General features: G+C 64.5%; 11 protein-coding genes. 3 read left to right on the forward strand and 8 right to left on the reverse strand.

Features of this window, described 5'->3' with window-relative positions; all coding sequences use genetic code 11:
* Positions 1–123 precede the first annotated feature (123 nt).
* Positions 124–990 carry a methylenetetrahydrofolate reductase [NAD(P)H] gene (metF, locus tag ACN5AZ_RS05530; RefSeq protein ID WP_419427862.1) on the forward strand — a complete coding sequence of 289 codons (867 nt, stop codon included), beginning with the start codon at positions 124–126 and terminating at the stop codon, positions 988–990.
* Between the two features lie 75 nt (positions 991–1,065).
* Here metF and ACN5AZ_RS05535 read toward each other — a convergent pair whose 3' ends face one another.
* From ACN5AZ_RS05535 to ACN5AZ_RS05550, 4 genes are read right to left on the reverse strand one after another with little or no spacing between them, the layout of a single operon-like run.
* Positions 1,066–1,911 (reverse strand): fumarylacetoacetate hydrolase family protein, encoded by an 846-nt coding sequence (locus tag ACN5AZ_RS05535; protein WP_419427863.1) that lies wholly within the window; start codon positions 1,909–1,911, stop codon positions 1,066–1,068.
* A gap of 26 nt (positions 1,912–1,937) precedes the next feature.
* Positions 1,938–2,615, reverse strand: coding sequence for a GntR family transcriptional regulator (locus ACN5AZ_RS05540; protein WP_419427864.1), 678 nt, complete (start codon positions 2,613–2,615; stop codon positions 1,938–1,940).
* Between the two features lie 2 nt (positions 2,616–2,617).
* The gene (locus ACN5AZ_RS05545; RefSeq protein ID WP_419427865.1) at positions 2,618–3,355 is read right to left on the reverse strand and encodes an SDR family oxidoreductase; all 738 of its coding nucleotides are present in this window, start codon (positions 3,353–3,355) and stop codon (positions 2,618–2,620) included.
* A 23-nt stretch (positions 3,356–3,378) separates the two neighbouring features.
* The gene (locus ACN5AZ_RS05550) at positions 3,379–5,160 is read right to left on the reverse strand and encodes an IlvD/Edd family dehydratase (RefSeq protein WP_419427866.1); all 1,782 of its coding nucleotides are present in this window, start codon (positions 5,158–5,160) and stop codon (positions 3,379–3,381) included.
* Between the two features lie 226 nt (positions 5,161–5,386).
* Between ACN5AZ_RS05550 and ACN5AZ_RS05555 the strand changes: the two genes are divergently transcribed.
* A complete protein-coding gene (locus tag ACN5AZ_RS05555; RefSeq protein WP_419427867.1) occupies positions 5,387–6,298 on the forward strand; it encodes a sugar kinase in 912 nt (303 codons plus the stop codon).
* A gap of 29 nt (positions 6,299–6,327) precedes the next feature.
* Complete coding sequence (locus ACN5AZ_RS05560) at positions 6,328–7,083, forward strand: SDR family NAD(P)-dependent oxidoreductase (protein ID WP_419427868.1); 756 nt, start codon at positions 6,328–6,330, stop codon at positions 7,081–7,083.
* 56 nt (positions 7,084–7,139) lie between these two features.
* Here ACN5AZ_RS05560 and ACN5AZ_RS05565 read toward each other — a convergent pair whose 3' ends face one another.
* The 4 genes from ACN5AZ_RS05565 to ACN5AZ_RS05580 form a co-directional block, all read right to left on the reverse strand.
* Positions 7,140–8,078, reverse strand: a complete 939-nt coding sequence (locus ACN5AZ_RS05565; RefSeq protein WP_419427869.1) for a 2-hydroxyacid dehydrogenase — start codon at positions 8,076–8,078, stop codon at positions 7,140–7,142.
* Positions 8,075–9,256 (reverse strand): pyridoxal phosphate-dependent aminotransferase, encoded by a 1,182-nt coding sequence (locus ACN5AZ_RS05570; RefSeq protein WP_419427870.1) that lies wholly within the window; start codon positions 9,254–9,256, stop codon positions 8,075–8,077. The genes ACN5AZ_RS05565 and ACN5AZ_RS05570 overlap by 4 nt, the downstream gene beginning before the upstream one ends.
* 76 nt (positions 9,257–9,332) lie before the next feature.
* Positions 9,333–13,733, reverse strand: coding sequence for a translocation/assembly module TamB domain-containing protein (locus ACN5AZ_RS05575; protein ID WP_419427871.1), 4,401 nt, complete (start codon positions 13,731–13,733; stop codon positions 9,333–9,335).
* On the reverse strand, positions 13,733–15,556 hold the full coding sequence (locus tag ACN5AZ_RS05580) for an autotransporter assembly complex protein TamA (protein WP_419427872.1): 1,824 nt from the start codon (positions 15,554–15,556) through the stop codon (positions 13,733–13,735). The genes ACN5AZ_RS05575 and ACN5AZ_RS05580 overlap by 1 nt, the downstream gene beginning before the upstream one ends.
* Between the last annotated feature and the right edge of the window lie 3 nt (positions 15,557–15,559).

Raw genomic sequence — 15,559 nt, forward strand, 5'->3', positions numbered from 1 at the left:
TCGCCTCATGTTGAACTTGAGTTTTATGAGTTTGCCTCAATATGCATGCCGTGCCATATAGAGTACAAGACGCAAATGCCCCCGCGAGTGTCGCAAATGCACTCCGATCCGAAAGAGACCGATATGACCCGCCCCGAGATCAGCCTTGAATTCTTTCCGCCGAAAAACATCGAAGGCACCTTTCGCCTTTGGGATTCGGTGCAGGTTCTGGCCCCGCTGGCCCCGCGCTTTGTGTCGGTGACCTATGGCGCGGGCGGCACCACCCGCGATCTGACCCGCGATGTGGTGGCCACGATCCACAAACATTCCGGCCTGCGCACGGCGGCGCATCTGACCTGTGTCGATGCCACCAAAGAGGAAACCCTGCAAGTCGCGCGCGATTTTGCAAAGGTCGGCGTGTCCGACATTGTGGCCCTGCGCGGCGACCCACCCAAAGGGTCGGACGGTTTCACCCCCCATCCCGAAGGGTTCAACAACTCGGTTGAGCTGATCAGCGCGCTTGCCGACACTGGCGATTTCACCATTCGCGTTGGTGCCTACCCGGACATTCACCCCGAAGCAGCCAGCGCACAGGCGGACATCGACTGGCTGAAGCGCAAGATCGACGCCGGCGCGTCCGAAGCGCTGACGCAGTTTTTCTTTGAATCCGAGACGTTTTTCCGTTTCCGGGATGCATGCGCCAAGGCGGGGATCGACCAATACGTCACCCCCGGCATCCTGCCGATTGAAAACTGGAAAGGCGCGCGCCGCTTTGCCGAAGGCTGCGGCACCAAGATCCCCGCATGGGTCATCGACGCCTTCGAGGCGGCCGAGCGTGACGGGCGCACGGACCTGTTGGCCACGGCGATCTGCACCGAGCTGTGTGACGAGCTGATCGAGGGCGGCGTGGACAAGCTGCATTTCTACACGCTCAACCGCCCGGAGCTGACCCGCGACGTATGTTTCGCGCTGGGGGTCACGCCGGAAACCACGCTGGAACGCGTGGCCTGATACCATAGCAATACCACTCACGGAAAACGCCCCGACACATCCTGTGCGGGGCGTTTTGCTGTGTGGCACTGGCGGTTACTCGGCGGCGACGGCCTCTTGGCGCTGGGTGCCCAGACCTTCGATGGACACTTCCATAACGTCGCCGGGTTTGAGGAAGCGCTGGGGCTTCATGCCCATGCCCACGCCCGCCGGAGTGCCTGTGGCGATGATATCGCCCGGCTTCAGCTTCATGAACTGGCTCATGTGCGAGATGATTTGCACCACGCTAAAGATCATGTCGTCTGTGGATTCGTCCTGCACCGTGGTGCCGTTCAGCTTCAGCGACACGCGCAGATCCTGCGGGTTTGGCACCTCGTCGGCGGTGACCAGCCACGGGCCTGTCGGGCCAAAGGTCGGGGCGGACTTGCCCTTGACCCATTGGCCACCGCGTTCAATCTGGAAGCTGCGTTCGGACATGTCATTCACAACGCAGTAGCCTGCGACGTAATCCAGCGCGTCCTCCTCGGAGACGTAAAGCGCCTCTTTGCCGATGACGACACCCAGCTCGACCTCCCAGTCGGATTTCTCGGAGCCACGCGGGATGATGACGGCATCGTTCGGCCCGGACAGTGCCGAGGTGGCCTTGTTGAACAGGATCGGCTCTGCCGGCTTGTCCATGCCGGTTTCTTCGGCGTGTTTGGCGTAGTTCAGACCGATGCAGTAGAAATTCGGCACCGACGCCAGACAGGCGCCAATGCGGCCCGGCTCGGACACAACGGGCAGGCTGTCCACATCGATGCTGCGCAGTTTGGCCAGTGCGTCCAACGACACGGTCTCGCCCGCGAAGTCGGTGACATGGGCGGACAGGTCACGCACCGCCCCCGTATCATCCAGCATTCCCGGCTTTTCCTGACCTTGCGGTCCGTAGCGTAGCAATTTCATGTCTCTCTCCCTTGGGTTCGGTGAAATCAGCGGGCGCTGTCCGGCCCGGTGGTCTGTGAGGCGCGCGCCTTGAAATAGTCACGCACATTGTCGTGCAGCCGCTCCAGATGGGCGGCCAGTGTGGCATCCACCCGATCCGCATCGCGCGCGCGCAGGCCCGCGACGATCTCGGCATGTTGTTGCAGAACGCGGTCGCGCGCCTTTTTGCGGGTGGCGGACAGGAAACGCGCCCGCCAAAGCCGCGCCACAAGCGCGCGATGCGTTTCTGCCAGAACCGGGTTGTGCGCGGCCTCGGCGATGGCGCGGTGAAAGCGCATATCCATCTCGAACAGGTCCAGCTCGTCAGCGCGGTCGTAGTCCTGTTCCATCTGTCGGGCCAGCGCGGCAATGCCTTCGATGTCTTCGCAGGTGGCCCGCGCACAGGCCAGACGGGCCGACAGACGTTCCAGCCCGCTCATGACCTCGATGTTATGGGCGATGTCCGCGAAACTCGGGTCAGCCACAACCGGCGAGCGCGCAGGCCGCAGCAGCAACAGCCCCTCTTGCGCGAGAATGCGGATCGCTTCGCGCATGGGGGTGCGGCTGACGCCCAAGGCGCTGGCATGGTCGCGCTCCTTCACAGGGGCGCCGGGGGCCAATGTGCCGCGCAGGATGTCGCGCCGCAGGTGGTTGGCCAGCTGTTCCGACAGCGTCGCGTCCGTCATCGTCATCCGCGTCCGATATAGGGCATGTTGGTGGCCATGACGGTCATAAACTGGACGTTGGCCTCGGGCGGCAGGCTGGCCATGTGCCAGACCGCGTCCGACACATGCGAGACATCCATCACCGGCTCAACCGCCATGGACCCGTCGGCCTGCGGCATGCCGGTCGTCATGGATTGCGCCATCTCGGTCAGCGCGTTGCCCACGTCGATCTGTCCGCAGGCGATGCCAAAGGGACGCCCATCCAACGAGATCGACCGCGTCAGCCCCGTAATGGCATGTTTCGACGTGGTATAGGGCGCAGAGCCCCAGCGCGGCACATCCGACGACACAGAGCCATTGTTGATGATCCGCCCGCCCTGGGGCGACTGGGCGCGCATCTGGCGAAAGGCCGCGCGCGCGCATAAAAACGCGCCCGTCACATTGATGTCGATGCAGCGCTTCCAGTCGTCTGTGGGTATCTCGTCGATGGTTGCGCCAAAGGCCGACACACCGGCGTTGTTGAACAACACATCGACGCGCCCCCAGACCCCCGCCAGCTTGGCAAAGGCTGCATCGACCGCCGCCTCGTCCGCCACATCGCAAGGGATCACCAGCGCAGCGTCATGGCCCTGCGCCACGTCTTCGAGCGGGGCTTTGCGCCGCCCCAACAGGCCGACGCGCCAGCCTTCGGACAAAAAGCGCTGCGCACAGGCGCGCCCGATCCCGCTTCCCGCGCCGGTGATGACGATGGTTTTGTCCATGGAGCCCTCCCCCCCTCTCAGGCCTAGTGATTGTCGCGCGGCAGAACGTGACGGATCTTTTGATAGGCGGTGGCCAGCTCCAGACAGCCGCCCTCGGCCAACTGCCCCACATGCTGGCGGTAGATTTCCTGCCACGGGGTCTGGTTGACGATCTCCGGCGGGGTCCATGCGTCGATGCGCGCCTGCCATTCTTCGGGCGCAACAAGCGCGTCCATCCGGCTGGCGTTCAGGTCCAGCCGCACGCGGTCGCCCGTCTGCAAGTAGGCCAGCCCGCCCCCGACCATCGCCTCGGGCGAGGCATTCAGGATCGACGGGCTTTCGGAGGTGCCCGACTGCCGCCCGTCCCCCACCGTGGGCAGGTGGTTGATGCCCGCGCGGATCAGCGCATCCGGTGGCTGCATGTTCACCACCTCGGCAGAGCCGGGATAGCCGACGCAGCCCACGTTGCGGATGAACAGGATACAGCTTTCATCAATCTCCAACGCGGGATCGTTGATGCGGTCGTGATAATCTTCGGGGCCTTCGAACACGATGGCGCGGGCCTCATGCACCCCTTCGTTGCCCGGATGCGACAGGAAGCGGGCGCGAAAATCCTCGGAGATGACCGAGGTCTTCATCAAGGCGGATTCGAACAGATTGCCTGACAGCACCTTGAATCCGGCCTGTTTGCGCATGGGCTGGTCATAGGTCTTGATCACATCGGTGTCGCGGCTTTCCCAGGTGGCAAGGTTCGCCCCCATGGTCTGGCCCGTGGCGGTCATGGCACCGTCGTGAATGCGGCCCGCTTTGCGCAGCTCGCCCATGACGGCGGGGACACCGCCCGCGCGGAAGAAGGACTCGCCCAGATACTCGCCTGCGGGCTGCATGTTCACCAGCAAGGGCACGTCGTAGCCGATGGTTTCCCAATCCTTGACGTCCAACGGCACACCGGCATGACGCGCAATCGCCTGCAGATGCGGCGGCGCGTTGGTCGACCCGCCAATGGCCGCATTCACCACAATCGCGTTCTCAAACGCCTCGCGCGTCAGAATATCCGAAGGCTTCAGATCCTCCCACGCCATTTCAACGATGCGTTTGCCGGTCTCATAGGCCATGGCCATCCGTTCGCGGAACGGGGCGGGAATCGCCGAATTGCCCGTCAACGACATGCCAAGCGCCTCCGCCATGGCATTCATGGTCGAGGCTGTCCCCATCGTGTTGCAATGGCCCAGCGACGGCGCCGAAGAGCATACGCGCGACATGAATTCATCATAGTCGATCTTGCCCTCCGCCAGCAGGCGGCGGCTTTCCCAAACGATGGACCCGCTGCCTGCGCGTTTTCCCTTCCACCAGCCGTCCAGCATCGGCCCGCCATTCAGCGCCAGCGCGGGCAAGTCCACCGTGGCCGCCCCCATCAGCATGGCGGGGGTCGTCTTGTCACAGCCTGTGGTCAGCACCACCGCGTCGATCGGGTAGCCGTGCAGCACCTCCACCAGCGACAGATACGCCAGATTACGGTCCAGCGCGGCGGTCGGGCGCTTGCCGGTTTCCTGAATGGGATGGACCGGAAATTCCATCGGGATGCCACCGGCCGCGCGGATGCCCGCCTTGATCCGGTCCATCAAAAAGACGTGGATCTTGTTGCACGGCGCCAGATCGCTGCCGGTGTTGGCGATGCCGATCACGGGGCGTTCGGACTGCAGCTCTTCGCGGGTGTATTCCTGATTCTGGTAGCGTTCCAGATACAGGGCCGTCATTCCCGGATTGTTCGGGTTATCGAACCATTCCTGGCTGCGGAACCGCCGTCCGGCGCGCGTGTCGGTCATCTGTCCTCCTGCCCCGGGGGGCCTTGGTTGCCCTGTAAATTCGGGCCTGTGCCGGTCCCGAATCCGGCCATTTCCTATGTGCTAGCGCATTTGGTATACCAAATGCCACCCCCGCGATATGAGGCGATCCGGTTGACAACCCCCTCGTGGGGCGGGCATGTCCAAAATGGTATACCATTCTGGGGCCCGTGCCGCGCCCCGTTCTGTTTCGCGCGAAGAGGTTGATATGACATCATTTTTGTCACTGGGTGAGATTATGGTCGAGCTTGCCCCGGCACAGGGCGGCCTGATGCGCCAAGGCTACGCCGGGGATACGTTCAACACGGCATGGTACGCGCGCCGTCTGTTGGACGATGCTTGGACCGTGTCCTACGGCACGGTGATTGGCGAGGATGCCGTGTCAGACGCCATGGCCGATTTCATCGCAGCCGAAGGCGTGGCCACCGATGCGCTGGCCCGCCACCCTGACCGGACCGTCGGGCTCTATATGATCTCTTTGCAAAATGGCGAGCGCAGCTTTTCCTACTGGCGCGGACAGGCTGCCGCACGCACGCTGGGCGATGATCCCGCACGGCTGCGCGCCATGCTGAGTGGGCGCAGCTATATCCATTTCTCGGGGATCACGCTTGCCATTCTGCCGCCGGAAGCGCGCCAAAGCTTTTGCGACGCCCTGGCAGAGGCACGGGCCAACGGGGCGCATGTCAGCTTTGACACCAACCTGCGCCCGCGCCTTTGGGAAAGCCGCGATGCCATGATCGCGGGCCTGACCCTCGGGGCCTCTGTCGCGGATACGGTGCTGCCCTCTTTCGATGAAGAAGAAACCATCTTCCCCGACCAATCGCCGCAGGACACCATCAGCCGCTACGCCAAGGGCGGTGCCACATGCGTTGTGGTCAAGAATGGCTCTGGCGCGGTGCAGGCCTGGTCCGCGGATGAGGGGCATCTGGAAATCGCGCCCCCCGTGGTGACACAGGTGGTCGACAGCACCGCTGCCGGCGACAGCTTTGCCGCCGGGTTTCTGGCCGCCCGCGCCACGGGTGCCTCGCTGCAATCGGCCACGCAGGCGGCATCGCTGCTCGCCTCCGAAGTGATCCAGAAACGCGGCGCGCTGGCGCATGATCTGTTCACCGACACCTGACCCGCGCCATAAGCCCCAAAAGGACCCACATGCCCGAATTCGCCCTATACCCCAGCCTGCAAGGCAAGACCGTGTTCATCACCGGAGGCGCCTCCGGCATCGGCGCCGAAATGGTCACCGCTTTTGCCGCCCAAGGCGCCAAGGTCGGCTTTGTCGATTTTGATGCCGACACCGCCGAGGCACTGGTGGCGGCAACGGACGGCACCGTCGCTTTTGAATTCTGCGACCTGCGCGACATCGATGCCCTGCGCACCGCATTCGCCAAACTGGCCGACCGCCTCGGACCGGCCACCGCGCTGGTCAACAACGCCGCCCGTGACGACCGCCATGGCTGGCAAGACGTGACACCGGAATATTGGGACGAGCGGTTCTCAACGAACCTGCGGCATATGTTTTTCGCCATGCAGGCAGTGGTGCCCGGCATGATCGAGGCGGGCGGCGGATCGATCATCAACCTCGGGTCGAACTCGTGGTGGGAGAAGGTGCCCGGCATGCCCGCCTATACGGCGGCGAAATCCGCTGTACACGGGTTGACCCGAAGCTCTGCCAAAGAGTTCGGCGCCCACCGCATCCGCGTCAACGCCGTGGTCCCCGGCTGGGTGATGACCGAGCGCCAGAAAGAGTTGTGGGCCACGCCCGAAAAGCTGGAAGATCACCTGAAGGGCCAATGCCTGCCGGATCTGATCGAGCCGGTCTATCTGGCACGGATGGTTCTGTTCCTTGCCTCCGATGACAGCGCCATGTGCACCGCCAGTAATTTTATGGTCGACGGCGGGTCTATCTAAGGACGGGTGGCGGCGGGGCACAGCCCCGCCGTGCCCCCAGCACCACGAAACAGCACTCACCCCACCGGGGTCAGCAGCGGCTCCCCCGCGAGGAATGCCGCGATGTTGGCGCACTGCAGCTCTGACATGGCCCGTCGCGTGGCCACAGTGGCCGATCCCTGATGCGGCTGCAGCAGCACATTCGACAGGCCCAGAAAGCGCGCATCAATCTGCGGCTCGTTCAAAAACACATCCAACGCGGCCCCCGCCAGCCCACCGCTTTCCAGCAGATCCAGCATCGCCGCCTCATCCACCGTGGTGCCGCGCGAGATGTTCACCACCACCCCATCGGGGCCAAGCGCTGTCAGCGCGCGGCGGTCCACGTGGTTCACCGTATCCGGGCCGCCAACCAAGGCGATCACCAGCCAGTCGACCTTGGCCGCCATATCCGCAACAGAGCTGTGATACTCCCAGCCCGGCGTGTCCTTTTGTGACCGTGAGGTATAATGGATGTCCATTTTAAAGGCCGCCAGCCGGTCCGCGATTTCGCGCCCGATACGACCCAGCCCGACAATGCCCACCGATGCGCCGGACAGCTTGCGCGCCAACGGCAGGCCTCGCTTGCCCCACTCCCCACTGGCGACCAGATCATGGCCCTGCACCATCTGGCGTGCCCATCCCAGCATCAGCCCGACGGTCAGATCGGCCACATCATCGTTGAGCACATCCGGCGTGTTGGTGACCGCAATCCCCCGCTCGGACGCAGCACCCACATCGATCGCATCATAGCCCACGCCAAAATTCGCAATCAGGCCGAGCGCCGGCAACGCCTCCATCGCCTGCGCATCAAAGGGCGCATGCCCCTTATAAGCCACCGCGCATACAGCATTGCGGGCTTGGGCATCGCAGGTGCCAATCGCATCGGGGCCAGAGACCTCGACCACCGGGGCGAGCGCCCTGATCCGGGCGCGCTCCTCCGCGTCAAAGCCGTCGCCCACAATCATGATATGTGTCATGTCCGGTCCTCCAGAACCTCTGTGATCCGCTGCAGGGCCGCGCGGATGTTGTCTTCGGAATTGGCGTAGGAGAGACGCAGATAGCCCTCTCCCATTGCGCCAAAACTGGTGCCCGCCACGGTGGCCACACCGGCGTGTTCGAGCAACAGCGTTTGCGCCTCCATCGCGCGCAGGCCGGTTCCCGAGATATTGGCAAAGGCATAGAACGCCCCGCCGGGGTCAATGCAACTGACACCGGGGATCGCGTTCAGCCCGTCGACGATCACCTGCCTGCGCGCATCGAACGCGGCATTCATGTCCTCCACGGCGGTCTGCGGCCCCTCCAGCGCGGCGATGCCTGCGGCTTGCGTGGCGGCATTCACACAAGAATGGTCGTTGACGCAAAGCCGGGTGGCATGGTCGACCAGACCTTCGGGCCAGACCGCAAAGCCCAGCCGCCAGCCCGTCATGGCATAGCGTTTCGACCACCCGTCCAGCACGATCAGCCGGTCGCGGATCTCGGGATAAGACAGCAGGCTGGTGTGGCTGCGCCCGCCATAGAGCATGGTCGAGTAGATCTCGTCCGACAGGATGGCCACCTGCGGATGCGCCGCCAGTCCGGCCACCAACCGGTCGATCTCGGCCTTGGGGGTGACACCGCCTGTGGGGTTGGCGGGCGAATTGATGATGATCAGCCGCGTGCGTGGCGTGATCTGGGCCAGCACTTCGTCTGCGGAGAAGCCAAATCCGTTCTCTTCGCGCAAAGCCATGGCGACGGGGGTCGCCCCGCTGTAGCGGATCAGCGACTCATAGATCGGAAAGCCGGGATCGGGGTAGATGATCTCTGCCCCCGCTTCGCCAAACATGGTGATGGCAAAGAACATCGTGGGCTTGCCGCCGGGGACAATCACCACGTGATCGGGGTTCACCTGAGTGCCGTGACGGCGGTGCAGATCGGCGGCCACTGCCGCGCGCAGGTCCGGCGTGCCGTTGGCGGGCGTATAGCCATGCGCCCCGTCGCGCAGCGCGCGCACAGCCGCCTCGACCACATGGTCAGGCGTGGCAAAATCCGGCTGGCCGATGCCCAGATTGATGATGTCCCGCCCCTGTGCGGCCAGCTCTGCCGCACGCGCCAGCACCACAAAGGCCGATTCCGTTCCCAGCCGCGACATCGACGCGGCAAGCTTGAGTTCCGTCATATCCCCTCCTCCAAGGCTTGTCGCATTTGGTATACCAAAGCCGGAGGTGTGCAACCCGAAGGTGCCGGAACGGGAGTCAGTAATCCTTTTCGAAGAACACCCCGAGGCCGCTGTCCCCATCCGACCCCACGCGCCCGCGCACTGTCACATTGGGCGTCAGCGTCAGGTTCAGGTTGACCTCGCTGCCGCCATCGGCCCCCACGGTCACATCGGTATAGACATTGTCGCTGAGGTATTTGCCAACGCTGGCCTCGACCGTGCCGTCGTCATTGGTGCCAATGTCCAGATCATCGACCCCCAGATCGGAGCGAATGCTGTCCTGAATGCCCAAGCCCCCCTGCCCCGACAAGGTGCGGATCGCCGCGGCCAACTGGACCGCTTGCAGCGGCGACAGGTTGGTCACCGACGTGCCGAACAAGAAAAATGCCAGCGCTTCGTCTTCGGGCATATCAGGGGAGGCGGTGACCTCCAGCTCGGGTTCCGTGACCTCACCGCTCAGCGAGATGGTGATCGTGGTGTCCTCGACCTCTGTCGTGGCGGCGAAATTGACAATCGGGGTGAAGCTGCCGCGCATGGACACGCTGCCTTCGGTCAGGTCCAGCCTGCGCCCCAGCAGATCCAGCCGACCACGCACCAGATCGAATTGCCCCACCGGAACGATATCCGCCGTGGTGCCCGTCAGACGCAGCGACCCGCCCAGTTCGGCATCCAGCCCGCGCCCGCGCACAAAGATCCGGCTTGGTGCGTTTACCTGCACATCCAGCGGATAAGGGCGCGAGGTGCTGGCGGTGGCCTGCGTGTCAGCGGTCTGTTCCAGCCCCGCAAACAGCAAGGTCTGGCGCACATCGGCGGGCATGTCCTCGTGTCGCAAACCGTCCAGCGCGGAATAGCTGGGGCCGATGCTGGGCACGCTGACATCGACCTGTCCCAGATCGATCTGGCCCGCAATCCGCGCACCGCCGGTCAGCGGACCTTCGACGGTGATGCGGCCGTCGGCGGTGGTCTCGAACAGGTCGTCCTGCCGCAGTACCGCGTCATCCAGCGTGATCACCAGATTGGCCCCGTAGGGATCAGACAACACGACAGGCCCCGTTGCCGCCACGCGTCCGCCGCTGGCCAGTTCACCCCGCATATCGATTTCGGCCCGCCCGCCGGACAGGGTCACACCGCCCGTCAGATCGTTCACCGCCTGATCCAGCGCCGTTGCAGAGAACCGCGCGCCCGAGGTCGACAACCGCCCGCTGACATTTTCCAGCGCGGGTGCGCCGTTGACGGCCACATCGACGTTCAACAACCCCTCGACCACGTTCGGCGCCAACCGCCCGTTGGCAAGCGCCAGCGGGGCCGTTCCCGTCACGCCAAGGTTCATGGTGGCAAAGTTCTGCGCCACGGTGCCGTTGACCTGCGCACCAATCCCGCCGGGACCGGAGCCATCAAGATCAACCCGCCAGTCGCCGCCCGAATGCGCCGCAGTGCCGGACACCCGCAGCGTGCCGGGCAAATCACGCACCAGCCGTTCCAGCCCCGCCACCGACAGTTGCAGCGACAGGTTGGATGCGTTCGATGCCAGTTGGCCGCTCACCGATCCGTCGATGGACGCGCCATCCACGGTCAGACGTTCGATGCGCAGCGCCCCGCCCGCATCGCGTTGGACATTCAGGGCCACGTCCGTCCGACCCGCCAGAAACGGATCGAGCGACGCATTGCCGATGCCCAATCCCTGTGCTGTCAGATTGCCCGAGACAGCCACAGGCCCATCGGGCTGCACCACATTCACAGCCGTGTCGAAACTGGCAGAGCCGGACAGCGACTGCCCCGACAGACCATTGAACACCGACAGGCGCGGCAGGTTGCCCTGCGCCTGCCCATCGATCTGCAACTGTCCGTCGCGCAGGCCCGCCACCGTTCCGGTGAACCCCGCCTCCAGCGGACCGGAGACCGCCAGTTGCTGCACGTCAATCACACCCTCCGCATCGCGTGTGGCGTCAATGTTCACCCGTGTCGTGCCCGCCAGCAGGCTGTCCGCAGCAGGCACCGACAGACGCAGCCCCTGCCCCGTCACACTCCCGCGCAGGTCCAGCGGACCGTCCAGAACCTGGCCCGACGCCGCAAGATCGGCATCGACAGAGCCCGACAGAGCGCGCCCCGCCAGACCGGACAGCGGCTGCAGCCGCACATCATTCACCAGCAAACGCCCATCTACGGCAAGATCCTCGACCCCGGTGCCGGACACCGTGCCGTCGAGCGTGATCTCTCCCCCGCCGTCACGATCATAGCCGAGGTTTTCCAGAACAAAGACGCCATCCGTCCCGCGCCGCAGATCAAAGCCCAGATCTGTGGCGTTCTCCAACAGCGGGTCGATGGCATCCAGACCGACCGATACATCCACACCGCGTGCGCTGACCTCTGCATCAAATTGCTGGGCGCCGATGCGGCCCTCGCCCTCGACCCGCAACAGCGCAGCCCCCGCCAGTGACCGCCCCGCCAGATCGGAAAACGCGGACAGGCGCCCCACATCCGCGACCAGCAGACCATCCACCGCCGGACCGTTTTCCGCAGATGGATTCACCGTCCCGTCGTAGGTCAGATCGGCCACCTCGGGGATCGTGCCATCAAGGTTGATGCGCCATAGATCGCCCTCCTGGACCGCCTTCAGCGACAGATCGGTCTGCGCCTCGACACCCGGGAAATAGATCGTGCTGTCGCGCAGGGCGATGTCCAGATCCGCCTGCCCCGCACCGCTGGCCAATTGGGCGGTGCCATCGATGCGCGCCGCCTGAGTGACGATGCGCAGCAGCTCCGCATAAAGACCCGTATCATCGCGCCGTGCCTCCAGCCGTGCGGTGCCGACGCCTTCCAACAGCGGATCAACCCGTTCGATGCCGGTTTCCAAAGCCCGCGTCGTACCATCAAGAACAATGTCGAAGGCGCCGGTCAGCGGTGCGGCCTCGCCCGTCAGAGACAGTTCCGCCGCCCCGTCCAGCGCCACACCGGCCAATGTGGCAAAGCGCGACAGGTTATCGGCTTTCACCACCAGATCGGGGATCACCCGCAGGTCCATTGCCTCCAGCCCGTCGAGCGTGACCTGACCTGTCAGACCATAGTCCCCGCCGGTCAGATCGATATCGCGCAGGATCAGCGGCGTGGCCGATTGCCAGTCAAAGCCCAGCTGCCCGCGCAGCGCGGGACCTACGGCCTCGGCCAAGGCGGGATCGTCCAGCGCGATCCCCTGCAACTGCAGATCCAGATCACCGCTGACGGCCTGCGTGTCGCGCAGGATCTCGCCCGCGCCGCTCAGCACCACGCGGTCCATCTCGCCAAGGTTATCGCGGTCCAGCCCGTCGACCTCGGCGCGCAGGGTCCAGCCGTTGCCCGCGCTGGCGTCAAAGGTGCCTGCCAGCGTGGCGGCCTGCACGCGGGTGTCGCCACCGCCAAAAGGCAGCACAACCGTTTCGCCCGACGGCGGGGTAATCTCGCCCGTCAGGTCCAGTTGTTCAGGCCAGCCGTCAGCGCCGATGCGCGCATACCCGTTGAGCAACAGCGCATCCGATTGCAAGCGCAGCTCGTTCAGCTCCACCTCGCCTGTGGCATCGCGCAACACCTCGGCCACCAGTGCCACGTCGTCGCCCAGAAACTCGTCATATTGGCTGTCGACCAAGGCCGCCAGATCGCCGCCGATATCCAACCGGAACCGGTTCGTGCCTGCATCACCATCGGCGCGCAGGATGATATCACCGCTGATACGCTCCTGCCCGTCCGTGGCCAGCGTCAGCGCGGCCTCGAAATCATCCAGCGGCGCCTCACCTTTTAAGGTAAGGGCCATCGACGGGGCATCAGGCACCTGCAGCGCTGTGACCACCAGACCGCCCTCCGGCTCTGTCACCTCAAGGTCCAGACCCAGAACGCGGCTGTCGTTGGCGTAGCTGCCATCCAGCGCGATGGTGCCGCCACGGTCCAGCCGCTCGATCTCCAGTTGCGCCGCCCCCTCGCCGCCCGCCAGCGAGGCGGAGCCCGTGACCGACAAAACCGCCGCTTCGCCGATCACCGGCGCGCCCAATGTAACCTCTGCCACGCTGAGCTGTTCAAGGATCAGGGCCACCGGCAGATCCGGCAGGGCAAAGCTGCTCTTGGCCTCAGGGGTCGGGGTTTCCTCGGGGGCGTTGGGCAGACGCGGCAGGGATAGCGACTGCATCGAGATTTCCTCGATATCGACGCGGCCACGCGCCAGTGCGCTGCGGTTCCATTGCAGGCCGACATCCTCGGCCTCCAACCAGATGCCCTGCGGGTCGGCAATGGTGATCCGATCCACCGTCGCCCGCGACGACAAGGCGCCCGCGAAGCCTTCGAGCCGAACAGTCATGTTGTCGTTCGACAGCGCGTCTTCAAGCAGTCCTTGGATAAAGCCGCGGTCGTCATCATCCTGTGCCGCCGCCGCCAAAGGCCACAGCACGCACAGGCAAAGTAGTAGCTTACGCATTAGAATGCCTGCCCGATCCCGATATAGATTTGTACGCCATCGCCCGTGTCGCCTGACACCGGCCCCGCCAGATCAACGCGTAGCGGTCCGACCGGCGTGTCATAGCGCACGCCCAGCCCCGCGCCCGCGTGCCATGACCCGCTGTCATCGTAAAAGCTTTCCGGACCGATGTAGCCGGTGTCGTAAAAGGCAACGACGCCGATCTTGTCTGTGATCCCCGCGCGCAATTCCCCCGACAGGCCGATAAAGCTGCGCCCGCCCAGTTCGACCCCGTTGTCGTAGGTCGCATCGAGCGATTCATAGGGCTGCCCGCGCACGGTGCCGCCCCCGCCAGAGTAGAACAGATAATCCGGCGGCGCGCTTGCCCCGTCCGGACCGCTCAGCGCGCCAAGCTGGAACCGCAGCGCGGCGACCAGCCGGTCATCGTCGAGAAACCCACGATAGCCGCGCGCGTCCAGCATGAAGCGAAACCCGTTTTCCGCCCCCGAAGGCGCATCCGAAGACACGCGGAACGGCTCTGCGTCGATGCGGATATAGCCGCCCTCTGTGGCATCCAGCGCCACATCGCGCGTGTCCCACGTCAGCGCCGTGGGCATCGCAAACACATCCAGCGTCCGCGTCGGTTCATTGGGCAGATACAGGTCCGTGACTTCTGAACGCGACAGGGTAAAGCCCAGCTCGCCGGTCAGCGTGTCCGAGAATTCCTGACTGACACCGATCCCGAATTCCAAAGTGTCCGAGACATAATCCGGCTCATCCTCGCGCGAGATCGACGCGGTAGCATAAAATGACGTATCCGCGCCGTAGACCGCAGGCTTTTCAAACCGTGCCGACAGTTCATAGTCGGGTTTGATATCGTCGGAAGTGCTGCCCAGATGGCTGGCCTCGCCCTCGATGCGGAACCGCTCCGCCCCGCCAAAGACGTTGCGGTGCAGCCAGAAGCCCGACAGGGTCAGCCCGTCGGAAGATGACACTTCGACACCGGCACCGATCCGACGCGGTTTGCGGTCAGTAACATCGACCAGAATATCCAGCGTCTCGCCCTCTGTCGGGCTTTCCTCAAGCGTGACAGAGCGAAAGGTGCCGACTTCGCGCAGACGTTCGGCCGCCTTGTCGACCGCATCGGGGTCAAACACCTCGCCCTGCGGGATCCCCGCGATCTGGCGGATGCGCGGCGCCTTGACCGCGCTTTCGGTGGTGACAATGACCTCGCCAAAGCGGTAGCGCCGACCGGGGTCCAGCCGCACATCCACATCCAGCAGCTTTTCTGCATGACGGGCCGTGATCTGCTGGCTTTCGATGCCCGCCTCGGCGTGACCCGCGGCGCGCCAGCCGTCCACCGCATTTTGCGCGGCAGATCGCACCACAGGGGCCAGCGCGCGTTCGCCGCTGGCAAAGCCTTCGGTGGGGTCTGTGTCGGGGGCCCCGGGGGCGACACGGGCCAGACCAAAGCGGAACTTTTGCCCCGTCTCGACCCGCACAACCACACGCCCGATCGTGTCAGGCGCATCAAAGGGCGGAATGCTCGCCGCCTCTTGTCCATCGACGGAAATTCGCACCACGGGGCCGTAATAACCTTGGGAATACAGCGCCTCGACCAGTTGGGTATAATCGCCGCGCGCCGCCGCCAGAATGTCTTGCGGGCCTGTGTCTTCCTCGCTGGACAGGCCCGCAAGAAGCGACACGGCCTCAAGGTTGGCACGCAACTCTTCCGAAGCATCGGCATTGTACTGAAAATCCACTGCGTCAAAGGCATATGCGGGCAAGGACCCCAGACAACTCAGGGCGACCGTGCCCAAGACCATAAACCGCTTCACCCGCATTAC

This window comes from Sagittula sp. SSi028 (assembly GCF_048553715.1).
Classification (GTDB): Bacteria; Pseudomonadota; Alphaproteobacteria; order Rhodobacterales; family Rhodobacteraceae; genus Sagittula.